This window comes from Ramlibacter henchirensis, assembly GCF_004682015.1.
In the GTDB taxonomy this organism is placed as follows: Bacteria; Pseudomonadota; Gammaproteobacteria; order Burkholderiales; family Burkholderiaceae_C; genus Ramlibacter; species Ramlibacter henchirensis.
On the sequence record NZ_SMLM01000003.1, the window covers coordinates 279,629 to 301,461 of the forward strand.

At 68.0% G+C, this 21,833-nt stretch carries 20 protein-coding genes; 16 read left to right on the forward strand and 4 right to left on the reverse strand.

What is annotated here, in order from left to right:
* The 5 genes from EZ313_RS19435 to EZ313_RS19455 all read left to right on the forward strand — a co-directional run bounded on the left by EZ313_RS19435 (position 1) and on the right by EZ313_RS19455 (position 4,579).
* The gene (locus EZ313_RS19435; protein ID WP_135264966.1) at positions 1 to 1,170 is read left to right on the forward strand and encodes an acyl-CoA dehydrogenase family protein; all 1,170 of its coding nucleotides are present in this window, start codon (positions 1 to 3) and stop codon (positions 1,168 to 1,170) included.
* Positions 1,167 to 1,568 (forward strand): RidA family protein, encoded by a 402-nt coding sequence (locus EZ313_RS19440; RefSeq protein ID WP_135264967.1) that lies wholly within the window; start codon positions 1,167 to 1,169, stop codon positions 1,566 to 1,568. The genes EZ313_RS19435 and EZ313_RS19440 overlap by 4 nt, the downstream gene beginning before the upstream one ends.
* 18 nt (positions 1,569 to 1,586) lie before the next feature.
* On the forward strand, positions 1,587 to 2,765 hold the full coding sequence (locus EZ313_RS19445) for an acyl-CoA dehydrogenase (protein ID WP_135264968.1): 1,179 nt from the start codon (positions 1,587 to 1,589) through the stop codon (positions 2,763 to 2,765).
* Between the two features lie 60 nt (positions 2,766 to 2,825).
* On the forward strand, positions 2,826 to 3,539 hold the full coding sequence (locus EZ313_RS19450; RefSeq protein WP_240788715.1) for a class I SAM-dependent methyltransferase: 714 nt from the start codon (positions 2,826 to 2,828) through the stop codon (positions 3,537 to 3,539).
* A gap of 71 nt (positions 3,540 to 3,610) precedes the next feature.
* A complete protein-coding gene (locus tag EZ313_RS19455; protein WP_135264970.1) occupies positions 3,611 to 4,579 on the forward strand; it encodes a tripartite tricarboxylate transporter substrate binding protein in 969 nt (322 codons plus the stop codon).
* Positions 4,580 to 4,585: 6 nt separating this feature from the next.
* On the opposite strand, the gene EZ313_RS19460 is transcribed toward EZ313_RS19455, so the two are convergent.
* The 4 genes from EZ313_RS19460 to EZ313_RS19475 form a co-directional block, all read right to left on the reverse strand.
* Positions 4,586 to 5,752, reverse strand: a complete 1,167-nt coding sequence (locus tag EZ313_RS19460; protein ID WP_135264971.1) for a glycosyltransferase — start codon at positions 5,750 to 5,752, stop codon at positions 4,586 to 4,588.
* A gap of 10 nt (positions 5,753 to 5,762) precedes the next feature.
* Positions 5,763 to 6,470 carry a Rieske (2Fe-2S) protein gene (locus EZ313_RS19465; RefSeq protein ID WP_135264972.1) on the reverse strand — a complete coding sequence of 236 codons (708 nt, stop codon included), beginning with the start codon at positions 6,468 to 6,470 and terminating at the stop codon, positions 5,763 to 5,765.
* Between the two features lie 84 nt (positions 6,471 to 6,554).
* Positions 6,555 to 6,938 (reverse strand): hypothetical protein, encoded by a 384-nt coding sequence (locus EZ313_RS19470; RefSeq protein WP_135264973.1) that lies wholly within the window; start codon positions 6,936 to 6,938, stop codon positions 6,555 to 6,557.
* 129 nt (positions 6,939 to 7,067) lie between these two features.
* On the reverse strand, positions 7,068 to 7,703 hold the full coding sequence (locus tag EZ313_RS19475) for a GntR family transcriptional regulator (protein WP_135264974.1): 636 nt from the start codon (positions 7,701 to 7,703) through the stop codon (positions 7,068 to 7,070).
* Between the two features lie 87 nt (positions 7,704 to 7,790).
* On the opposite strand from EZ313_RS19475, the gene scpA reads away from it, so the two are divergent.
* The 11 genes from scpA to EZ313_RS19530 all read left to right on the forward strand — a co-directional run bounded on the left by scpA (position 7,791) and on the right by EZ313_RS19530 (position 21,816).
* A complete protein-coding gene (scpA, locus tag EZ313_RS19480; protein ID WP_135264975.1) occupies positions 7,791 to 9,947 on the forward strand; it encodes a methylmalonyl-CoA mutase in 2,157 nt (718 codons plus the stop codon).
* A 59-nt stretch (positions 9,948 to 10,006) separates the two neighbouring features.
* Complete coding sequence (locus EZ313_RS19485; RefSeq protein ID WP_135264976.1) at positions 10,007 to 10,276, forward strand: ribbon-helix-helix domain-containing protein; 270 nt, start codon at positions 10,007 to 10,009, stop codon at positions 10,274 to 10,276.
* Positions 10,273 to 10,692: a type II toxin-antitoxin system VapC family toxin gene (locus tag EZ313_RS19490; protein WP_135264977.1), complete on the forward strand. Its 420-nt coding sequence runs from the start codon at positions 10,273 to 10,275 to the stop codon at positions 10,690 to 10,692. The genes EZ313_RS19485 and EZ313_RS19490 overlap by 4 nt, the downstream gene beginning before the upstream one ends.
* On the forward strand, positions 10,689 to 11,684 hold the full coding sequence (gene meaB, locus EZ313_RS19495) for a methylmalonyl Co-A mutase-associated GTPase MeaB (RefSeq protein WP_135264978.1): 996 nt from the start codon (positions 10,689 to 10,691) through the stop codon (positions 11,682 to 11,684). The genes EZ313_RS19490 and meaB overlap by 4 nt, the downstream gene beginning before the upstream one ends.
* 28 nt (positions 11,685 to 11,712) lie before the next feature.
* Entirely contained in the window at positions 11,713 to 13,245 is a 1,533-nt protein-coding gene (locus EZ313_RS19500) for an acyl-CoA carboxylase subunit beta (protein WP_135264979.1), read from the forward strand.
* A 139-nt stretch (positions 13,246 to 13,384) separates the two neighbouring features.
* The gene (locus EZ313_RS19505; RefSeq protein WP_135264980.1) at positions 13,385 to 15,460 is read left to right on the forward strand and encodes an acetyl-CoA carboxylase biotin carboxylase subunit; all 2,076 of its coding nucleotides are present in this window, start codon (positions 13,385 to 13,387) and stop codon (positions 15,458 to 15,460) included.
* Positions 15,457 to 15,954 carry a VOC family protein gene (locus tag EZ313_RS19510; RefSeq protein WP_135264981.1) on the forward strand — a complete coding sequence of 166 codons (498 nt, stop codon included), beginning with the start codon at positions 15,457 to 15,459 and terminating at the stop codon, positions 15,952 to 15,954. The genes EZ313_RS19505 and EZ313_RS19510 overlap by 4 nt, the downstream gene beginning before the upstream one ends.
* The gene (cuyA, locus tag EZ313_RS19515) at positions 15,941 to 16,978 is read left to right on the forward strand and encodes a D-cysteate sulfo-lyase (RefSeq protein ID WP_135264982.1); all 1,038 of its coding nucleotides are present in this window, start codon (positions 15,941 to 15,943) and stop codon (positions 16,976 to 16,978) included. The genes EZ313_RS19510 and cuyA overlap by 14 nt, the downstream gene beginning before the upstream one ends.
* 124 nt (positions 16,979 to 17,102) lie before the next feature.
* On the forward strand, positions 17,103 to 18,920 hold the full coding sequence (locus EZ313_RS19520; protein ID WP_135264983.1) for an FAD-dependent oxidoreductase: 1,818 nt from the start codon (positions 17,103 to 17,105) through the stop codon (positions 18,918 to 18,920).
* Positions 18,917 to 20,764: a 2-oxoacid:acceptor oxidoreductase subunit alpha gene (locus tag EZ313_RS19525; protein WP_135264984.1), complete on the forward strand. Its 1,848-nt coding sequence runs from the start codon at positions 18,917 to 18,919 to the stop codon at positions 20,762 to 20,764. Before EZ313_RS19520 ends, EZ313_RS19525 begins: the two co-directional genes overlap by 4 nt.
* Positions 20,761 to 21,816, forward strand: coding sequence for a 2-oxoacid:ferredoxin oxidoreductase subunit beta (locus tag EZ313_RS19530; RefSeq protein WP_135264985.1), 1,056 nt, complete (start codon positions 20,761 to 20,763; stop codon positions 21,814 to 21,816). Before EZ313_RS19525 ends, EZ313_RS19530 begins: the two co-directional genes overlap by 4 nt.
* Positions 21,817 to 21,833: the final 17 nt, after the last annotated feature.

Here is a 21,833-nt window from a genome sequence, read left to right on the forward strand (position 1 = left end):
GTGAGCGACCGCGCCTACCTCGATTGGCCCTTCCTCGAGCCACGCCACAGGGAACTGGCCCAGTCGCTCGACGCGTGGGCCAACGGCAACGTGCCGCATGCGCACGGACGCGACGTGGATGCCGAGTGCCGCGCCCTCGTCAAGTCGCTCGGCGGGGCCGGCTGGTTGCGTCATGCGGTGGGCGGATCGCACGGCGCGGCGCCAAGCATCGACACGCGTGCGATCTGCCTGATCCGCGAGACGCTGGCGCGCCACAGCGGGCTGGCCGACTTCGCTTTCGCGATGCAGGGCCTGGGCTCCGGGGCGATCAGTCTGCAGGGCACCGAGCCCCAGAAGGACCGCTACCTGACGCGCGTCGCTCGCGGCGAGGCCATCGCGGCGTTCGCGCTGTCGGAGCCCGAAGCGGGTTCGGACGTCGCTGCGATGCAGTGCTCCGCGCGCGTCGAAGGCGGCGAGGCGATCCTCGATGGCGAGAAGACCTGGATCTCCAACGGCGGCATCGCGGATTTCTACGTGGTGTTCGCGCGCACGGGCGAGGCGCCGGGCGCGCGCGGCATCTCGGCCTTCATCGTCGATGCGGGCACGCCGGGCTTCGAGATCGCCGAGCGCATCGAGGTGATCGCACCGCATCCGCTGGCGCGCCTGCGCTTCACCAACTGCCGCATTCCGGTTTCGCAGCGCATCGGCGAAGCGGGCGAAGGCTTCAAGGTGGCGATGCGGACCCTCGACGTGTTCCGCACGTCCGTCGCGGCCGCCGCACTGGGCTTCGCGCGTCGCGCGCTGGACGAGGCGCTGCACCGCGCCACGACGCGCAAGATGTTCAACCAGACGCTGGCGGACTTCCAGCTGACGCAGGCCAAGCTGGCCGGCATGGCGACCACGATCGACAGCGCCGCCTTGCTGGTCTACCGCGCCGCGTGGCAGCGCGACCAGGGCCGCAATGTCACGCGCGAGGCCGCGATGGCCAAGCTCACCGCCACCGAAGGCGCGCAGCAGGTCATCGACGATGCCGTCCAGATCTTCGGCGGCCTGGGCGTGGTGAGCGGCCAGCCGGTCGAGATGCTCTACCGCGACATCCGTGCCTTGCGCATCTACGAAGGCGCGAGCGAAGTGCAGCAGCTCATCATCGCGCGGGAACTGCTGAAGGACCTGAAGGGAGACAAGGCATGAGCCAGCATCAGGCGGTGCTTCCGGCCGGCTGGCCGCGGCCCAAGGGGTATGCCAATGGCGTCGTCGCCGGCGGCCGGCAGCTCTACATCGCAGGCATGGTCGGCTGGGACGCCAACCAGCAGTTCCACAGCGACGAGTTCGGCGCACAGACCTGGCAGGCGCTGAAGAATGTCGCGGACGTGCTCAAGGAAGCGGGCGCGAAGCCGGAAAATATCGTCCGCATGACCTGGTACGTCACGGACAAGCGCGAATACCTGGCGGCCGGCAAGCAGGTCGGGCAGGCGTTCCGGGAGTTGATCGGGCACTACGAAATCGCGATGACGGCGGTGGAGGTGAAGGCCCTGATCGAGGACCGTGCCAAGGTCGAGATCGAAGTCACCGCGGTCCTGCCGGACTGAAACCAGGAGTTCCCCATCATGGCAAGCAAGGCCACGTTCCATTGGGCCGACCCGCTGCTGCTGGACCAGCAGCTCACCGACGACGAGCGTGCCGTGCGCGAGGCCGCCCACGCCTATTGCCAGGAAAGGCTGGCGCCGCGCGTGCTGGAAGCCTTCCGCACCGAAACCACGGACCCGGGCATCTTCCGCGAGATGGGCGAACTGGGCCTGCTGGGCCCCACCATTCCCGAGCAGTACGGCGGCGCGGGCCTGAACTACGTGAGCTACGGCCTGATCGCGCGCGAGGTCGAGCGCGTGGACTCCGGCTACCGCTCGATGATGAGCGTGCAGTCCTCGCTGGTGATGGTGCCGATCTACGAGTTCGGCAATGAAGCCACCAAGCGCAAGTACCTGCCCAAGCTGGCCACCGGCGAGTTCATCGGCTGCTTCGGGCTGACCGAGCCGAACCATGGGTCCGACCCGGGCAGCATGGTCACGCGCGCGCGGAAGGTCGACGGTGGCTACCGCCTCACCGGCAGCAAGATGTGGATCTCCAACTCGCCCTTCTCCGACGTGTTCGTGGTCTGGGCCAAGGACGACGCAGGCGCCATCCGCGGCTTCGTGCTCGAGAAGGGCTGGAAAGGCCTGTCGGCGCCCAAGATCAGCGGCAAGGTGGGCTTGCGTGCCTCGGTCACCGGCGAAATCGTCATGGACGAAGTGTTCTGCCCGGAAGAGAACGCTTTCCCGGAAGTGCGCGGCCTCAAGGGACCGTTCACCTGCCTGAACTCGGCCCGCTACGGCATCGCCTGGGGTGCGCTGGGCGCGGCCGAGGACTGCTGGCACCGCGCGCGCCAGTACGTGCTGGACCGCAAGCAGTTCGGCAAGCCGCTCGCCGCCAACCAGCTGATCCAGAAGAAGCTGGCCGACATGCAGACCGAGATCACGCTCGGCCTTCAGGGCTGCCTGCGGCTCGGCCGCATGAAGGACGAGGGCACCGCGGCGGTGGAGATCACGTCCATCGTGAAGCGCAACTCCTGCGGCAAGGCGCTGGACATCGCGCGGCTCGCCCGCGACATGATGGGCGGCAACGGCATCAGCGACGAGTTCGGCGTGGCGCGCCACCTGGTGAACCTCGAGGTGGTGAACACCTACGAGGGCACGCATGACATCCATGCGCTGATCCTCGGGCGCGCGCAGACCGGTATCGCGGCGTTCTGACGCTGGAACCCTGAGGCGCGCGCGGGCCACAATGGCCCGATGCCGCGCGGACCTGCTTCCTTGCTCCGCCGCCAGCTCTGCCTGGCGGCGGCCGCGTGCTTCGCCCCTGCGGTGCCCGCGCAGCTTGTGCCCGCGCCGGGATACGAGGTGGTGCCGCGCAGCGCCGACGGCATCGGCAAGTCCTTCATGGGCCGCGAGATCGCAGGCGTGATGGGCTGGCAGGGCGCCGCATGGCTGGAGCGCGAGGACCGTGAACGCCAGGAGCGATCGGACCTGCTGCTGCGCGAGCTGAATCTCGCGCCGGGCCTGCAGGTAGCCGACATCGGGGCTGGGACCGGGTATCACGCGCGCCGCATCGCGCGGCTGGTGGCGCCGGGCGGCACTGTGCATGCGGTCGACGTGCAACCCCAGATGCTCGAGCAGCTGCAGGCGCGGGCCCGCCGCGAGGGCATCGCCAACATCGTGCCGGTGCTGGCCAGCGAGCGCGACTCGCGGCTGGCGCCTTCCAGCATCGACCTTGCGCTGCTGGTGGACGTGTACCACGAGCTCGAGTACCCGGTGGAGGTGATGGCCAGCGTCGTGCGCGCGCTGCGGCCGGGCGGGCGGCTGGTGCTGGTCGAGTACCGGGGCGAAGACCCGAAGGTGCCGATCAAGACGCTGCACAAGATGAGCGAGGCGCAGGTGCGGCGGGAGATGGCGGTGCATGCGGTGGTGTATGAGCGCACGTCGGATGTGCTGCCTTGGCAGCACATCGTGGTGTTCCGGCGGGACTGATGGATTCCCCCGAGTCCGCCCGCGGATACCCACCCCAGAATGTCTCCGGCACCAACAAGGAGACACCCCGCATGAAGTTCCACCGCCTCGGGCAACTGATGTCCATCGCCTTTCTCGCCTGCGCCGCGGGAGCCGCCGCGGCACAGGCGGCCTGGCCGACCAAGCCCATCCGCATCGTCGTGACGTTCCCGCCCGGCGGCGCGCCGGATACGCTGGCGCGCATCCTGGCCGACAAGTGGGCGTCGCTCGGCCAGCCCGTCACGGTGGACAACAAGCCCGGCGCGGGCGGCAACATCGGCACCGACCTGGTGGCCAAGAGCGCGCCGGACGGTGCGACATTGGTGATCGGCACCGTGGGCACGCACGGCATCAACGCGTCGCTGTACCCGAACCTGCCGTATCACCCGCAGCGCGACTTCACGCCGATCACTTTCCTGGCTTCGACGCCCAACCTGCTCGTCGTGAACAACAGCGTGCCGGCCAAGACCACGCAGGAGCTGATCGACCTTGCGAAGAAGACGCCGCTCACGTTCGGCTCCAGCGGCAGCGGCACGTCCATCCACCTCTCGGGCGAGCTCTTCAACACGATGGCCGGCGTGAAGATGCAGCACATCCCCTACAAGGGCCGCGCGCAGGCCATCCCGGACCTGCTGGGCGGGCGCATCACGATGATCTTCGACAACATGCCTTCGGCGCTGCCGCTGGTGAAGTCGGGCGAGTTGCGCGCGATCGCGGTCACCAGTGCGAAGCGCTCGGCGGCCGCGCCGCAGATCCCGACGCTGGCCGAGTCGGGCCTGCCGGGGTTCGAGGCCACGTCGTGGTTCGGCCTCTTCGCACCGGCCAACCTGCCCCGCGAAGTGCAGATGAAGATCAATGCCGAGACCACGCGTGTGCTGGGCTTGCCGGACGTGAAGGAGAAGCTGGCGACGCTCGGTCTGGATCCCGCGCCCGGCACGCCCGAGCAGCTGGCGTCGCTCGTGCAGTCCGAGATGACGAAGTGGGCGAAGGTCGTGAAGGAGTCCGGCGCCAAGCCGGACTGAGCGGCTTCAGGCGCGAAGGTCCTGCACCTCGGGCAGGCCGGGCACGGGTTGCCCGGCTTCGCGCAGCACCTGCTCGAGGATGTCCGGCACCTCGAACACCGCCCGGTTGCGGACCTTCGCGACGCTGGCCCGCAGTTCGTCCAGGCGCGCCAGCAGCTCGTTGACGGGCTCGCGCAGCTTGCGCATCGACGTGCCCACGACGCCGAAGCCGTTCTCGAGCAGCCAACCGGTGTTGTAGCGCTCCTGCGGCATGGTCCACGAGTTGCGCACGGTGACCACCGGCAGGCCCATGTGCACGGCCTCGGACAGGCTGCCCGGCCCGGGCTTGCCGATCAGGAAATCGCCCAGTTGCATGTACTCGCGCACGTTGGGCGTGAACTCGACCACCGCTCGCGGCGACTGAGCGGGCATGCGCCGCAGCCGGCGCGCGACGGACGCGTTGTGCCCGCACAGGAGCACCAGCTGCACGTCGTGCAGCTCCTTGGCGATCGAGAGCATCGCGGCCGAGCCGTGGCCGCCGAACATGACGACGCCGGTCGGCCGGTCGGGGTCCAGGCCGAGCGCCTCGCGTGCGGCGCGGCGGTCCTGTGCGACGGGCTTGTAGAAGTCCGGGCGCAGGATCATCCCCGAGGTTCGGTGCACCTGCCACGGCTCGCAACCCTGCTCGAATGCCTGGCGAACCGCGCGATCGGTGCCGCAGATGTAGTGCTGGCGCTGCCCGGGCTCGACCCAGAAGTTGGGCGGGTAGTCGGCAAGATCCGTCATGGCCGTGACGTACGGAACGCCGGGAAGTGCCGAGGCCAGGCTCTCGTACAGGCACCGGTTCATGTTGGGGATGAGCGAGACCACCATGTCCGGCTCGGTGCGCAACCAGTGATCGCGCAGGCGCTGCACGAGGAAGGGATGCAGGAGCCGCAGGGTGGCCTGGAACACCTTGAGCTCCTGCGCCAGGCCCAGCGTGAAGCCGGTGGCCAGGCGCGCGTTGTACCAATCCTCGGGCTCCATCCCGGTCAGGCGCTTGTACAGGCGCTCGGGGTCCAGCACCTCCATGACGTTGATGCGCTCGACGCGCCAAGGCCGCCCCTGTTCCGCGATCACTTGCTCCAGCGCCTGTGCGGCCGCGCGGTGTCCGCCGCCTGCGTTGAAGTAGACCAGCGTGATCGCCGGCGTCATGGGGCGCGGTTCAGCACTGGATGGTGTTGCGGCAGAACTTCTCGAGTTCGCGCACGACGGCGTTCCTGGCCACGGGATTGACCGCGCTCGGTCCCACGTCGAAGCTGAGCTTGGCCTGGTACTTGCGGAAGAACTCGTCGAAGAGCTCGCCGCCCAGCGTTGCGTAGGCAGTCAGCGTGTCCGCCGCCGCATCGTGCGTGAGCAGCACGGCGCACAACGGCTGTTCGGCGGGGCCGGAGAGCACCTGCGCGCCCTTGGCCGGGTCGTACTGGCTGTGCTCGGCGCAGCAGTGGATCAGGTCGTCGCGCACGCCCTTGCTGGCCTTCTTGGGGCGGAAGCTGATGAAGCTCACCTCCTTCGTCGGGTAGACGAGCTGGTGCGCGCAGATCGCGGAGAAGGCCACGATGCTGCGCCGCGGGCCCACGCCGCCCGGCCAGGCGTAGGTGTCGCGATTCTTGGTGGTCAGCACCTGCGGGGGCGCGGCCTTGCCCAGGTCCAGCAGGAAGACCGGCGTCGCTTCGAACGGATAGTGGAAGACGTAGTTGCTGCGCGGCTTCAGGCTTGAAGCCTTGACCGGCCGGCCCTGTTCATCGACCAGCAATGCCCTGGCGTATTCCTTCGCCTTCGCGTCGGCGGCGAAGGCGGGCAGGGCTGCCGACGCGGCGGTGAGGCAGGTCGCGTGGGCGGCGCAAGACTCGATGAAACTGCGGCGGTCCATGGGGCTCCTTCCGGCGTCGGCACCGTCGCTGGAGGGTAGCAAAAAAACCGCCCCGGCAGGCCGCGTGGGCGCTGCTGCAGAGGCTCAGCGCGCAGGCGCTGCGGGACTCACCGGAGCTGGTTGTCCGGGCGCTTGCGGCGCAGTGGCCGGGCTTGCGCCCATGGCGCCCGAAGCCTGCATGCGGGCGAGCGTCTCCTGCGACACCAGCCGCAGCTGGCCGTCCTGCGACACCACCTGGACCGCGGGGGCTGGGACCCCGGGTCCCATGCCCACGACGAAGCCGCCGGGGCCGGAGGTGACGATCGCGGCCGGGCGGTTGTCCATCACGAGCGACGGCATGTAGCGGTGCTGGTCGCGCGCGGAGACGAGGTCCCAGTCCGTGGCATGAGGCGCTGCGCAACCCGCGGCCGAGAGCAGTGCAACGGCCGGCAGCGCGAATCGCGCGGCGCTGATCCAGCTGGTGTTCATCGAAGGGCTCCTGTTGTCTCAGGGCCCGGGCAAGCGCGCGCCCGAACCGCTCAGCCACTGTAGGAGCGGCCACGCGCGCCGTGTGTGTGCTTCTGTTTGAGCTGTGTAAGGCTGTGCCGCCTACGCGGCTCACGCCGCCGCTTCCAACCCGTTGCGGAAGTGCTCCTGCATCCGCTGCATCGCGGCCGCGGCGTCGCGCTTTTCCAGCGCCTTCATCACGCGACGGTGCTCCGCCAGGCTCTCCTCGATGCGCCCGGACTTCAGCAGCGAATGGTGGCGATTGAGCTTCATCACCTTGCGCAGGTCGGCCACCATCTGGTTGCGCCAGCGGTTGCCGGCGATCTCCAGCAGGCGCATGTGGAAGCGCTCGTTGAGTGCGAAGAACTTCTCGCGGTTGCGCACCGCGCCTTCCAGTTCCTTGTGCAGGGCCTGCAGCTCGCGCAACTGCGCATCGGTGGCCTTGGTGGCTGCCACCGCGGCGGCGTCGCTCTCGAGCAGGGAAAGCAGGTGGTAGACCTCGGCCAGGTCCTGCTCCGACACCTCGGTGACGTAGGCGCCGCGGCGCACCTTCATCGTCACCAGGCCTTCGGCCGCGAGGACCTTGAGCGCTTCGCGCAGCGGCGTGCGGCTGATGCCGAACTCCTCCGCGATCTTCATCTCGTCGATCCAGCTGCCGGGCTCCAGTTCGCGGCGGAAGATGCGCTGGCGCAGCAGCTCGGCCACCTCCTCGTAGAGGGCGCGCGGGGCGAGGGACACGGCTGACATGGGCGGCGATTCTAACGGGGTTGGGCATTTTGCATCAATAATTATGAATGCGGTAAGATGCCGCCGATCTCCGCACGAACCCTCCCCATGAGCTCTGCCAACGAATACCCGTCCGTGCCCGTCGAGGCGTGGGCGAAGGCCGCCGCCAAGTCCGCGCCCGGCGGCGACCCCCAGGCCCTGAACTGGCTCACGCCGGACGGCATCGCCGTCAAGCCGCTGTACACGGCCGAGGACCTGAAGGGCCTGCCGCACACCAACACGCTGCCCGGTTTCGAGCCGTACGTGCGCGGCCCGCAGGCCACGATGTACGCCGTGCGGCCGTGGACCATCCGCCAGTACGCGGGCTTCTCCACGGCGGAGGAGTCGAACGCGTTCTATCGCAAGGCCTTGGCCGCTGGCGGGCAGGGCGTCTCGGTCGCGTTCGACCTGGCCACGCACCGTGGCTACGACAGCGACCACCCGCGCGTGTTCGGCGACGTCGGCAAGGCCGGCGTGGCGATCGACTCGGTCGAGGACATGAAGATCCTGTTCGACGGCATCCCGCTCGACCAGGTCTCCGTGTCGATGACGATGAATGGCGCGGTGCTGCCGGTGCTGGCCGGCTACGTCGTTGCCGCCGAAGAGCAGGGCGTGCGGCAGGACCAGCTGTCCGGGACCATCCAGAACGACATCCTCAAGGAGTTCATGGTCCGCAACACGTACATCTACCCGCCGCAGCCCAGCATGCGCATCGTCGGGGACATCATCGAGTACACGGCGAAGAACATGCCGAAGTTCAACTCGATCTCGATCTCCGGCTACCACATGCAGGAAGCCGGCGCCAACCAGGCCCTCGAGCTGGCCTTCACGCTGGCCGACGGCAAGGAGTACGTGAAGACGGCGACGGCCAAGGGCCTGAGCGTGGATGATTTCGCCGGGCGCCTTTCCTTCTTCTGGGCGATCGGGATGAACTTCTATCTCGAGATAGCCAAGATGCGCGCCGCGCGCCTGCTGTGGTGCCGGATCATGAAGGGCTTCGGCGCGAAGAGCCCCAAGAGCCTGATGCTGCGCACGCACTGCCAGACGTCGGGCTGGTCGCTCACCGAGCAGGACCCCTACAACAACATCGTGCGCACCACGATCGAGGCGATGGCGGCGGTGTTCGGCGGCACGCAGTCGCTGCACACCAACAGCTTCGACGAGGCGATCGCGTTGCCTTCGGAGTTCTCCTCGCGCATCGCCCGCAACACGCAGCTGATCATCCAGGAAGAGACGCACATAACGAACGTCATCGATCCCTGGGCAGGCAGCTACATGATGGAGAAGCTGACCCAGGACATGGCCGACGTGGCCTGGAAGATCATCGAGGAAGTCGAGGCCATGGGCGGCATGACGCGCGCGGTGGACTCGGGCTGGGCCAAGCTCAAGATCGAGGCCGCGGCGGCAGAGAAGCAGGCCCGCATCGATGCCGGCAAGGACGTGATCGTCGGCGTCAACAAGTACCGCCTGGCCAAGGAGGACCCGGTCGAGATCCTCGAGGTGGACAACCACAAGGTGCGCGAGCAGCAGATCGCGCGCCTGCAGAAGATCCGCGCCAGCCGCGACGGCGCCAAGGTGCATGCGGCGCTGGAGGCGCTGACCACGGCCGCGCGAACGGGCCAGGGCAACCTGCTCGACCTGAGCATCCAGGCGATCCGCCTGCGCGCCACGGTCGGCGAGGTGTCGGAGGCATTGGAGAAGGTTTTCGGGCGCCACCGCGCCGATACGCAGAAGGTGACCGGCGTGTACGCAGCTGCCTACGACTCGGCCGAGGGCTGGGAAAAACTCAAGGGCGAGATCGCCCGCTTCGCCGAGGAGCAGGGCCGCCGCCCGCGCGTGATGATCGCCAAGCTCGGCCAGGACGGCCACGACCGCGGCGCGAAGGTGGTGGCCACGGCCTACGCGGACCTGGGCTTCGACGTCGACATGGGGCCGCTGTTCCAGACGCCCGAGGAATGCGCGCGCCAGGCCATCGAGAACGACGTGCATGCGGTCGGCGTCTCCACGCTGGCGGCCGGGCACAAGACGCTGGTCCCCGCCATCATCGAGGAGCTGCGCAAGCAGGGCGCCGACGACATCATCGTGTTCGTCGGCGGCGTCATCCCGCAGCAGGACTACGCCTTCCTCTACGAGGCCGGGGTGAAGGGCATCTACGGCCCCGGCACGCCGATCCCCGCCAGCGCGAAGGATGTGCTGGAGCAGATCCGCAAGGCGCAAGGCGGCTGAGCCGCCGGATATTGCGTATACTTGTGTGACTGTCACACGTCATACAAACCTCACCCGCCATGTCCACCCTGTCCATTCGGCTCGATCCCGAACTCGAGCGCCGGCTCGACCTCGAAGTCGCCCGGCGCAAGAGCACGCGCTCCCGGTTCGTGCAGGATCTGTTGCGGGAGGCGCTTTCGCCGCAGGACCCGGTGCACCTGCTGCAGGAAGCCCGTGCCGCGTACGGCCTGCCCGATCCAGCGCGCGCCAAGGTGCGCACGAACAAGGCCGCCGACGTCAAGGCGCTGGTGCGCAAGGCCGTGGCCGAGAAGCAGGGCCGCCGCAAATGAGATTCGTGCTGCTCGACGCCAGCGTCATGGTGGCGCTCTTCGATGACGCCGAGCAGCGACACAGCCATTACGCCGGCAAGATCGGCCGCCACTGCCCCGCCTGGCAGCTGGCCACCACCTGGCCTTGCGTGGCGGAAGCCAGCTACCTGCTGTCGCCGCGCAACCATCTTGCGATGCTGCACTGGCTGCACAAGGGCGGCGCCATCGTCCTGAACTTCGAGGCCGCGGACCTCGGGGAGCTGCTGCCCTGGATGCAGCGGTACTCGGAAAAGCACAAGTCGCTGATGGACCTGGCAGATGCGTCGCTGGTCTGGCTGGCCAGCCAGCTCGACACGCAGGCCATCCTCACCGAAGACCGGCGCGATTTCCTTCGCTACAAGCTCCCGGACGGCCGCGGCTTCGAGGTGCTGGCGTGAAGGCCGGCGTCACTGCGCGGGACATCCTCGCCGCGGCCCCGGGGCCGCAGCGCCGCGCCATCGCCAAGGCGATCACGCTGCTCGAATCCACCCGGGCCGATCACCGCGCGCGCGGCGATGAACTCCTCACGGAACTGCTGCCGCATACGGGCCGTTCGTTCCGCCTCGGCATCTCCGGTGTGCCGGGCGTGGGCAAGAGCACCTTCATCGAGTCGCTCGGGCTGTACCTCATCGAGCAGGGCCATCGCGTCGCCGTGCTCACGATCGATCCTTCCAGCAGCGTGTCCGGCGGCTCCATCCTGGGCGACAAGACGCGGATGGAGAGGCTGTCGGTCCACGAGAAGGCCTACATCCGCCCGAGCCCGTCGGCGGGCACGCTCGGCGGCGTCGCCGACAAGACGAGGGAAGCGATGCTGGTCTGCGAGGCCGCGGGCTACGACATCGTGATCGTCGAGACCGTGGGCGTGGGCCAGAGCGAGACGGCGGTGGCCGGCATGACGGACATGTTCGTGCTGCTGCAGCTGCCCAACGCGGGCGACGACCTGCAGGCGATCAAGAAGGGCGTCATGGAGCTGGCCGACCTGGTGGCGATCAACAAGTCCGACCTCGACCCGGATGCGGCCATGCGCGCGCAGGCCCAGATCACCAGTGCGCTGCGCCTGCTCACGCAGCAGGGCCGCGAGCGCGGGCCCTGGCAGCCGCAGGTGCTGCAGCTGAGCGCGCTCACGGGCGATGGCGTCGATCGCTTCTGGCAGGCGGTCAGCCGCTATCGCGAACTGCAGGGCGCAGCCGGTGCCATCGAGGCGCGGCGCAAGCAGCAATCCCGTGCGTGGATGTGGGAGCGCATCGAGAGCGGGCTGCGGCACGACTTCCGCCAGCACCCGCAGGTGAAGGCCCGCCTCGGGCACCTGACGGCCGAGGTGGAGCACGGCAGCGTGCCGGCATCGACGGCGGCTCGGCAGCTGCTCGCGCTGTGGCGCGCGCACCCCTGATACCCGCAAAGGACACGGAGAAGAGAACATGCAGGACATCCTGGAACAACTGGAGAAGAAGCGCGCGGCAGCCCGCCTGGGTGGCGGCACCCGGCGCATCGAGGCGCAGCACAGGAAGGGCAAGCTCACGGCGCGCGAGCGCATCGAGCTTCTGCTGGACGAAGGCACGTTCGAGGAATGGGACATGTTCGTGGAGCACCGCTGCCACGACTTCGGCATGCAGGACCAGAAGGTGCCGGGCGACGGCGTGGTCACCGGCTACGGGATGATCAACGGCCGGCTGGTGTTCGTGTTCAGCCAGGACTTCACCGTGTTCGGCGGCGCGCTGTCGGAGGCGCATGCCGAGAAGATCTGCAAGGTGATGGACCAGGCCATGAAGGTGGGCGCGCCGGTGATCGGGCTCAACGACTCCGGCGGCGCGCGCATCCAGGAGGGCGTGGCGTCGCTGGGCGGCTACGCCGACGTGTTCCAGCGCAACGTGATGGCCTCGGGCGTGGTCCCGCAGATCAGCATGATCATGGGCCCGTGCGCGGGCGGCGCGGTGTACTCGCCGGCCATGACGGACTTCATCTTCATGGTGAAGGACAGCTCGTACATGTTCGTCACGGGGCCCGAGGTGGTGAGGACCGTCACGCACGAGGAAGTCACGGCCGAGGAGCTGGGCGGCGCCACCACGCACACCACCCGCAGCGGCGTGGCGGACCTCGCGTTCGAGAACGACGTGGAGGCGCTGATCATGCTGCGGCGCCTGTACAACTACCTGCCGCTGAACAACCGCGAGAAGCCGCCGATCCGCCCGAGCAACGACCCGGTGGACCGCATGGACCCTTCGCTCGACACGCTGGTGCCGGACAACCCGAACAAGCCGTACGACATGAAAGAGCTGATCGTCAAGACGGTCGACGACGGCGACTTCTTCGAGCTGCAGCCGGAGTTCGCGAAGAACATCATCATCGGCTTCGCCCGCATGGAAGGACAGACGGTGGGCATCGTGGCCAACCAGCCGCTGGTGCTGGCCGGCTGCCTGGACATCAAGAGCTCGACCAAGGCGGCGCGCTTCGTGCGCTTCTGCGATGCGTTCAACATCCCGGTGATCACCTTCGTCGACGTGCCCGGCTTCATGCCCGGCACCAGCCAGGAGTACGGCGGCATCATCAAGCACGGGGCCAAGCTGCTCTACGCGTATGCCGAGTGCACCGTGCCCAAGGTGACGGTCATCACGCGCAAGGCCTATGGCGGCGCGTACGACGTGATGAGTTCCAAGCACCTGCGCGGCGACGTCAACTTCGCCTGGCCCAACGCCGAGATCGCGGTCATGGGCGCCAAGGGCGCGGTGGAGATCATCTTCCGCGAGGACAAGAACGACCCGGCCAAGCTGGCCGCGCGCGAAGCGGAATACAAGGCCCGCTTCGCCAACCCCTTCGTCGCCGGCGCCCGTGGCTTCATCGACGACGTGATCCTGCCGCACGAGACGCGCAAGCGCATCTGCCGTTCGCTCGTGATGCTGCGCGACAAGAAGCTGGAGAACCCGTGGCGCAAGCACGGGAACATCCCGCTGTGAAAGCGGATGCGGACTCCCGTACGCAGAAAACGCGGAGAAACGCAGAAATCGCGGAGAGCAAACCTTTGAATCTTCTCTGCGTCCTCTGCGACCTTTCTGCGTTTTCTGCGTACGGCCGTCCGACTTTCTAAGGTCTACCATGTTCAACAAGATCCTGATCGCCAACCGCGGCGAAATCGCCTGCCGCGTCATCAAGACGGCGAAGAAGATGGGCATCAAGACGGTCGCCGTGTATTCCGACGCCGACCGCGACGCCCGCCACGTGGCGCTGGCCGACGAGGCCGTGCACATCGGCGCCGCGCCCAGCCGCGAGAGTTACCTGCGCATGGACCGCATCATCGAGGCCTGCAAGCAGACCGGTGCGCAGGCGGTGCATCCGGGCTACGGCTTCCTCTCGGAAAACGAGGAGTTCGCGCGCAAGGTCGAGGAGGAGGGCATCACCTTCATCGGGCCCAAGCACTACTCGATCGCGGCGATGGGCGACAAGATCGCTTCCAAGAAGCTGGCGAAGGAAGCGAAGGTCAACACCATTCCGGGCTGGAACGAGGCGATCGAGAGCGCCGAGCAGGCCGTGTCCATCGCCAAGGACATCGGCTATCCGGTCATGATCAAGGCGTCGGCGGGCGGCGGCGGCAAGGGCCTGCGCGTGGCCTACAACGACAAGGAAGCCTTCGAGGGGTTCACCTCCTGCCGGAACGAGGCGCGCAACAGCTTCGGCGACGATCGCGTCTTCATCGAGAAATTTGTCGAGGAGCCGCGCCACATCGAGATCCAGGTGCTGGGCGACGCGCACGGCAACGTGGTCTACCTCAACGAGCGCGAATGCTCGATCCAGCGGCGGCACCAGAAGGTGATCGAGGAAGCGCCGTCGCCCTTCATCAGCGACGACACGCGCAAGGCCATGGGCGAGCAGGCCGTTGCACTGGCCAAGGCAGTGAAGTACCAGAGCGCGGGCACGGTGGAGTTCGTGGTCGGCAAGGACCAGTCGTTCTACTTCCTGGAGATGAACACGCGGCTGCAGGTGGAGCATCCGGTCACGGAATGCATCACCGGCCTGGACCTGGTGGAGCTGATGATCCGTGTGGCGGCCGGCGAGAAGCTGCCGATCACGCAAGCCGACGTGAAGCGCACCGGCTGGGCCATCGAGTGCCGGATCAATGCGGAAGATCCTTTCCGGAATTTCCTGCCGTCGACTGGAAGGTTGGTGAGATTTCAGCCGCCGAAGGAGAGCATGTGGGCGGGGGAACCCTCACCGCAGCCCTCTCCCGAGGGCGGCGTCGTTGGTGGCGTGCGGGTGGACACGGGCGTGGCCGAAGGCGGCGAGATCCCGATGCACTACGACTCGATGATCGCCAAGCTCATCGTGCACGGCAGCGACCGCCAGGATGCCATCGCGAAGATGCGCGATGCGCTCAACGGCTTCGTGATCCGCGGCATCTCCAGCAACGTGCCGTTCCAGGCGGCGCTGCTGGCGCATCCGAAGTTCGTGGCGGGCGACTTCAACACGGGCTTCATCGCCGAGCACTACGGCAAGGGGTTCCGCGCCGAAGACGTCACGCACGACGATCCGGACTTCCTCGTGGCGCTGGCGGCCTACGTGAACCGGCGCTCGCTGCAGCGCTCGGCCGGCATCAGCGGGCAGATGCGCGGCCACACCTTCCGCGTCGGCGAGGACTTCGTCGTCGTCAAGCTGGGCGAGGGCGGCAAGAACGAACCTCAGCCCGCCAGGGTTTCGGATTTCCAGGCTGTCTCCGGCTCCAGCGTGGTGGAGACCGGCGGCAAGCGCTACGAGATCTGCAGCAACTGGCACATGGGCGCCTCCCGCATCCGCGGCACCGTGGGCGGCAAGCCTTTCACGGCGCAGGTCGAGCGTGGCGTGGGCAAGAACCCGCTGGCCATCGCGATCAGCCACAACGGCACCCGCCTCGTGGTCATGGTCTTCACGCCGAAGACGGCCGAGCTGCACGCGCTGATGCCGTACAAGGCGCCGCCGGACATGAGCCGCTACGTGCTCTCGCCGATGCCGGGGCTGCTGGTCGACGTGGCCGTGCAGCCCGGCCAGAAAGTGCAGGCCGGCGAGCGGGTGGCCGTGATCGAGGCGATGAAGATGGAGAACGTGCTCTTCGCCGCGGCCGATGGCGTGGTCGCCAAGGTGCTGGCGGGCAAGGGCGAGTCGCTCGTAGTGGACCAGCCTATCGTGGAGTTCGAGAAATGAGCGCCAGGCCTTTCCGTGTGCTCGGGGTGCAGCAGATTGCCATCGGCGGCCCCGACAAGCAGCAGCTTCGCAAGCTGTGGGTCGACGTGTTCGGCCTGGAGGTCACGGGCACGTACCGGAGCGATCGCGAGAACGTGGACGAGGACATCTGCGCGCTCGGCGCCGGTCCGCTCAAGGTGGAAGTGGACCTGATGCAGCCGCTCGACCCGGAGAAGAAGCCGGCTGTCCACACCACACCGCTCAACCACATCGGCCTGTGGATCGACGACCTGCCCGCGGCCGTGAAGTGGCTGGGCGGGCAGGGCGTTCGCTTCGCGCCAGGGGGCATCCGGAAAGGTGCGGCGGGTTTCGACATCTGCTTCATCCATCCCAAGGGCAACGAGGAGTTCCCGGTCGGCGGCGAAGGCGTGCTGATCGAGCTGGTCCAGGCCCCGCCGGAGGTAGTGAAGGCGTTCACCGCGCTTGCGGGAGAATCGCCGGATGGACCTCTCTAGATTTCCCCGCCGGCGCTACACACCGTTCGCCACCCCCGTCGAATTCCTTCCCCGCTTCAGCGCCGCGCTCGCGCAGTCCTGTCCCGGCGGGCAGGGCCCACGCGTGTGGATCAAGCGCGACGACATGCTGGGCCTGTTCCCGGGCGGGAACAAGACGCGCAAGCTGGAGTTCCTGGTCGCCGACGCGCTGGCCCAGGGCGCCGACACGCTGATCACCTGCGGCGCGCCGCAGTCCAACCACTGCCGCATCACGCTGGCCGCCGCCGTGAAGGAAGGCCTGAAGTGCCGCTTCGTCATCGAGGAGCGCGTTGCCGACAGCTACGACCCCAAGGCCAGCGGCAACAACTTCATGTTCCGCCTTCTCGGGGTCGAGAAGATCACCGTCGTGCCGGCCGGCACCGACATGGGCGCCGAGATGAAGAAGGTGGCCGATGCGCTCGCCGCCGAAGGCCGCAAGGGCTACATCATCCCGGGCGGCGGCTCCAATGCGCTGGGCGGCCTGGGCTACGTCGCGTGCGCGCAGGAGCTGCAGCAGCAGCTGTTCGAGCAGGGCCTGCGCATCGATCGCATGGTGGTGGGCTCGGGCAGCTCCGGCACGCACGGCGGGCTGGTGGCCGGCTTCCTGGGGAACAACATCCGCATCCCGATCGTGGGCATCGGCGTCAGCCGCGACCCCGCCGACCAGGAGCCGCTGGTGCTGAAGGAAGCGCAGGCCGTGATGGACCTGCTGGGCACGGGCATCAAGGTGCCGCGCGAAGCCGTGCACAGCGTGGGCGGTTACTGGCAGCCCAAGTACTCGTTGCCCAACGCGGCCATGGTGGAAGCGGTGCAGATGCTGGCACGCACCGAGGGCATTCCGCTCGATCCGGTCTACACCGGCAAGATCATGGCGGGGCTCATCGGCCTGGCGCGCAAGGGCGAGCTGCGGCCCGATGAGAACGTGCTGTTCCTGCACACCGGCGGCCTGCCGTCGCTGCACGCCTACGAACGAGAAGTGCTGGGCGAGATCGAGCTTCGCGGTTGAGTTGCCCACCCGGGTAAGCCCGGAGCGGCGCGCAGGGACCCGGCGGTCATAGTGGGGGACGGGGCCGCAGCCCCGCCCCGGCGAGCGCCGCAGGGCGCCGGCGGGAAGCGAAGGAGACGAAGCCTTGCAGCGAACCGATACCGCCGATCCGGCCTACTTCCACAAGGTCGTCGATTGCCAGTACGCCTGTCCCGCCCACACCCCCGTTCCCGAGTACATCCGCCTGATCGCGCAGGGCCGCTACAGCGACGCCTACATGGTCAACTGGGCGTCGAACGTCTTTCCGGGCATCCTGGGGCGCACCTGCGACCGGCCCTGTGAGCCGGCGTGCCGGCGGGCACGCGTGGAGCAGGCGCATGCCCAGCAGCCCGAGCCGGTGGCGATCTGCCGCCTCAAGCGCGTCACCGCCGACCTGAAGGACGACGTTCGCGGCCGCATGCCGAAGGTCGCGCCGAAGAACGGCAAGCGCATCGCGTGCGTGGGCGCGGGTCCCGCGTCGCTCACCGTCGCGCGTGATCTCACACCGCTAGGCTACGACGTCACGATCTTCGATGGCGAAGCGAAGGCCGGTGGCTTCATGTGGACGCAGATCCCCCGCTTCCGGCTGCCCGAGTCGGTGATCGACGAGGAGACGGGCTACATCCTGGACCTCGGCGTGGCGTTCCGCTCGGGAGAGCGCATCGATTCGATGAAGGCCTTGCTCGCGCAAGGCTACGACGCGGTGTTCGTCGGCTGCGGGGCGCCGCGCGGGCGGGACCTGGACATCCCGGGCCGGCGCGAGGCCGCTTCGAAGATCCACATCGGCATCGAATGGCTGGCTTCGGTTTCGTTCGGCCACGTCACCAGCATCGGCAAGCGAGTGATCGTGCTGGGCGGCGGCAACACGGCGATGGACTGCTGCCGTTCGGCGCGCCGCCTGGGCGGCACAGACGTCAAGGTCATCGTGCGCAGCGGCTTCGAGGAGATGAAGGCCTCTCCATGGGAGAAGGAGGATGCGATGCACGAAGGCATCCCCATCATCAACTACCACGTGCCCAAGGCTTTCGTGCACGAGGAGGGGCGGCTCACGGGCATGACGTTCGAAATCGTCAAGGCGGTGTACGACGAGCGCGGCCGACGCAGCCTGGTGCCCACGGGGGAGCCCGAGGTCTTCTTCGAGTGCGACGAGGTGCTGGTCGCCGTGGGCCAGGAGAACGCCTTCCCCTGGATAGAGCGAGACTGCGGCCTTGCCTTCGACGACTGGGGCCTGCCCAAGCTTTACAAGGAAACCTTCCAGTCCACGCTGCCGCACGTCTTCTTCGGCGGCGATGCTGCGTACGGGCCGAAGAACATCATCACCGCGGTGGCGCATGGCCATGAAGCGGCGGTGTCGATCGACCGCTACCTGAACGGCCTGGACACCGCCGTGCGGCCTGCGCCGATGACGAATCTCGTCTCCCAGAAGATGGGCATCCACGAGTGGAGCTACGACAACGACACCTCGCTGGACCTGCGCTACAGGGTTCCCTGGGCCAAGGCCGAGAAGGCGCTGGCCAGCATCAAGGTGGAAGTGGAACTTGGCTTCGACGCCGCCACCGCGTTCAAGGAGGCGCAGCGCTGCCTGAACTGCGACGTGCAGACGGTCTTCACCGAAAGCGCCTGCATCGAGTGCGACGCCTGCGTGGACATCTGCCCCATGGACTGCATCACCTTCACCGAGGACGGCCAGGAGCAGGAGCTCAGGCCGCGCCTGAAGGCGCCGGCGCTCAACCTGGCGCAGGACCTCTACGTCGGCGGACCGCTCAAGACCGGCCGCATCATGGTCAAGGACGAGGACGTGTGCCTGCACTGCGGCCTGTGCGCGGAGCGATGTCCGACGGGCGCCTGGGACATGCAGAAGTTCCTGCTCAACCCCACGCAGGCCGGGCAGCAGGCGCGCGAGGTGGCCGGGAGGCCCGCATGAAGCCGATCGAATCCATCAACGACTTCGTCGTCAAGTTCTCGAACGTCAACGGCTCGGGCTCGGCTTCGGCGAACGAGCTGTTCGCCAAGGCCATCCTGCGCATGGGCGTGCCGGTGAGCCCGCGCAACATCTTCCCGAGCAACATCCAGGGCCTGCCGACCTGGTACGAGGTGCGCGTCAGCGAAGCGGGCTGGCTGGGCCGGCGCGGCGGCATCGACATGATGGTGGCGATGAACCCGCAGACCTGGGACGCCGACGTCGCGGAGTTGGAACCCGGCGGCTACCTGTTCTACGACAGCACTCGCCCGCTGCCGCCCTCGAAGTTCCGCTCCGACGTCCACGTGATCGGCATGCCGCTCACGGAGATCTGCAACGCGGTCTACAGCGATCCGCGGCAGCGCCAGCTGTTCAAGAACATCGTCTACGTCGGCGCGCTCTCGGTGCTGCTGGAGATCGAGCCGGAGGTGATCGAGAAGCTGTTCAGCGAGCAGTACCGCGGCAAGGAGAAGCTGCTGGCCTCGAACGTCCAGGCCCTGCACCTCGGCCGCGACTTCGCGCGTGAGCACCTGAAGGCGCCGATCGGCATTCGCGTGCGCCGCGCCGACAAGGTGGGCGACGGCATCTTCGTGGACGGCAACAGCGCCGCCGCGCTGGGCTGCGTGTACGGCGGCGCCACGGTCGCGGCCTGGTACCCGATCACGCCGTCGTCATCGGTCGCCGAGGCCTTCCAGAAGTACTGCGGGAAGTTCCGCGTGGACCCCGCCACCGGGCAGAACCGATACGCGATCGTGCAGGCCGAGGACGAGATCGCGTCCATCGGCATGGTCGTGGGCGCGGGCTGGAACGGTGCGCGCGCGTTCACGGCCACGTCGGGCCCGGGCGTGTCGCTGATGACCGAGTTCATCGGGCTCGCTTACTTCGCCGAGATCCCGGTCACGATCATCAACGTGCAGCGCGGCGGCCCGTCCACCGGCATGCCCACGCGCACCCAGCAGGCCGACGTGCTGGCCTGCGCCTACGCCTCGCACGGCGACACCAAGCACGTGCTGCTGTTCCCTGAAGACCCGCACGAGTGCTTCGAGCACGCGGCCGCGGCGCTCGACTTGGCCGATCGCCTGCAGACGCCCGTCTTCGTGATGACCGACCTGGACATCGGCATGAACCAGCGCCTGTGCCGCCCGTTCGTGTGGGAAGAGGGCCGTCGCTTCGATCGCGGCAAGGTGATGACGGCCGAGGAACTGGAGGCCGGCAAGGACTTCGGCCGCTACAAGGACGTGGACGGCGACGGCATCCCGTGGCGCACGCTCCCGGGCACGCACCCGACCCGGGGCAGCTACTTCACGCGGGGCACCACCCGCGATCCCTACGCCCGCTATTCCGAGCGCGGCCCCGACTACATCTACAACGTCGAGCGGCTGCTGTGCAAGTTCCGCACCGCGGCCGACCTGGTGCCGCAGCCCGTGCTTCGGCTCGCCACGGAACCGACGCGCCTCGGCGTGCTGTATTTCGGTTCGACCAGTCCGGCGATGGACGAGGCGCTGGAAGTGCTCACGGACGAGGGCGTGCACGTGGACGCGATGCGCCTGCGCGCGTTTCCGTTCCCGGACAGCGTGGCGCAGTTCATCGCCGCGCACGACCGGGTGTTCGTGGTCGAGCAGAACCGCGATGCGCAGATGCGATCGCTGCTGGTCAACGAGCTGGAGATCGACCCGGCGCGGCTGGTCAAGGTGCTGCATTTCGACGGCACGCCGATCACCGCCCGCTTCATCACCACCGCCATCCTGAAACACGTGCAGGCGCCCGCCTTGGCCGCGCCGCGCCGCGACCCGGAGCTGCAGCCATGACGTACATCGCCAAGCCGCCGCTGCGGCATCCCACCCTGGAGCGAAACAAGGTCGGCTACACCCGGCGCGACTACGAGGGCAAGATCTCGACGCTGTGCGCCGGCTGCGGCCACGACTCGATCTCGGCGGCCATCATCCAGGCCTGCTGGGAGCTGGACATCGAGCCGCACCGCGTGGCCAAGCTCTCGGGCATCGGCTGCAGTTCCAAGACGCCCGACTACTTCCTGGGCGCCTCGCACGGCTTCAACACCGTGCACGGCCGCATGCCGAGCGTGCTGACCGGCGCCAACCTCGCCCACCGCGACCTGCTGTACCTGGGCGTGTCGGGCGACGGCGACTCGGCGTCGATCGGCCTGGGCCAGTTCGCGCATGCGATGCGGCGCGGCGTGCGCATGGCCTACATCGTCGAGAACAACGGCGTGTATGGCCTCACGAAGGGGCAGTTCTCCGCCACCGCCGACCAGGGATCCAAGAGCAAGAAGGGCGTCGTCAACAGCGACAGCCCGGTGGACCTGGTGGGGCTGGCACTGCAGCTGGGCGCCACCTACGTCGCGCGGAGCTTCTCGGGCAACAAGGCGCAGCTGGTGCCGCTGGTCAAGGGCGCGCTGCAGCACGGCGGGGCCGCGTTCATCGACGTGATCAGTCCCTGCGTGGCCTTCAACAACCACCCGGGCAGCACCAAGAGCTACGACTACGTGCGCGAGCACAACGAGGCGGTGAGCCGGATCGACTTCATCACCGGGCGCGAGGAGATCACGGTGGACTACGGCCCGGGCGAGGTGGTGGACGTGCGGCAGCACGACGGCACGCTGCTGCGGCTGCGCAGCCTGAACACGGGCTACGACCCGACCGACCGCAACCAGGCGATGGCCTACATGCAGCAGCATCAGGCCCGCGGCGAGGTGCTCACGGGGCTGCTGTTCGTGGACCCGCTGGCCACCGACCTGCACACCGCGCTGAACACCAGCGACCGTCCGCTCAACGCCCTGGGCGAGGCGGACCTGTGTCCCGGCGCCGCGGCGCTGCAGAAGCTGAACGCCTCGCTGCGCTAGTTCCGCGCCGCGAGATC

Bases quoted from the DNA above. Each gene is read 5' to 3' on its own strand.
- EZ313_RS19460 (WP_135264971.1), bottom strand. From the start codon at position 5,752: ATGACGCCGGCGATCACGCTGGTCTACTTCAACGCAGGCGGCGGACAC.
- scpA (WP_135264975.1), top strand. From the start codon at position 7,791: ATGAGCTCTGCCAACGAATACCCGTCCGTGCCCGTCGAGGCGTGGGCG.
- EZ313_RS19505 (WP_135264980.1), top strand. From the start codon at position 13,385: ATGTTCAACAAGATCCTGATCGCCAACCGCGGCGAAATCGCCTGCCGC.
- EZ313_RS19525 (WP_135264984.1), top strand. From the start codon at position 18,917: ATGAAGCCGATCGAATCCATCAACGACTTCGTCGTCAAGTTCTCGAAC.
- EZ313_RS19485 (WP_135264976.1), top strand. From the start codon at position 10,007: ATGTCCACCCTGTCCATTCGGCTCGATCCCGAACTCGAGCGCCGGCTC.
- EZ313_RS19440 (WP_135264967.1), top strand. From the start codon at position 1,167: ATGAGCCAGCATCAGGCGGTGCTTCCGGCCGGCTGGCCGCGGCCCAAG.
- EZ313_RS19470 (WP_135264973.1), bottom strand. From the start codon at position 6,938: ATGAACACCAGCTGGATCAGCGCCGCGCGATTCGCGCTGCCGGCCGTT.
- EZ313_RS19490 (WP_135264977.1), top strand. From the start codon at position 10,273: ATGAGATTCGTGCTGCTCGACGCCAGCGTCATGGTGGCGCTCTTCGAT.
- EZ313_RS19445 (WP_135264968.1), top strand. From the start codon at position 1,587: ATGGCAAGCAAGGCCACGTTCCATTGGGCCGACCCGCTGCTGCTGGAC.
- EZ313_RS19465 (WP_135264972.1), bottom strand. From the start codon at position 6,470: ATGGACCGCCGCAGTTTCATCGAGTCTTGCGCCGCCCACGCGACCTGC.
- cuyA (WP_135264982.1), top strand. From the start codon at position 15,941: ATGGACCTCTCTAGATTTCCCCGCCGGCGCTACACACCGTTCGCCACC.
- EZ313_RS19510 (WP_135264981.1), top strand. From the start codon at position 15,457: ATGAGCGCCAGGCCTTTCCGTGTGCTCGGGGTGCAGCAGATTGCCATC.
- EZ313_RS19530 (WP_135264985.1), top strand. From the start codon at position 20,761: ATGACGTACATCGCCAAGCCGCCGCTGCGGCATCCCACCCTGGAGCGA.
- EZ313_RS19475 (WP_135264974.1), bottom strand. From the start codon at position 7,703: ATGTCAGCCGTGTCCCTCGCCCCGCGCGCCCTCTACGAGGAGGTGGCC.
- EZ313_RS19500 (WP_135264979.1), top strand. From the start codon at position 11,713: ATGCAGGACATCCTGGAACAACTGGAGAAGAAGCGCGCGGCAGCCCGC.
- EZ313_RS19455 (WP_135264970.1), top strand. From the start codon at position 3,611: ATGAAGTTCCACCGCCTCGGGCAACTGATGTCCATCGCCTTTCTCGCC.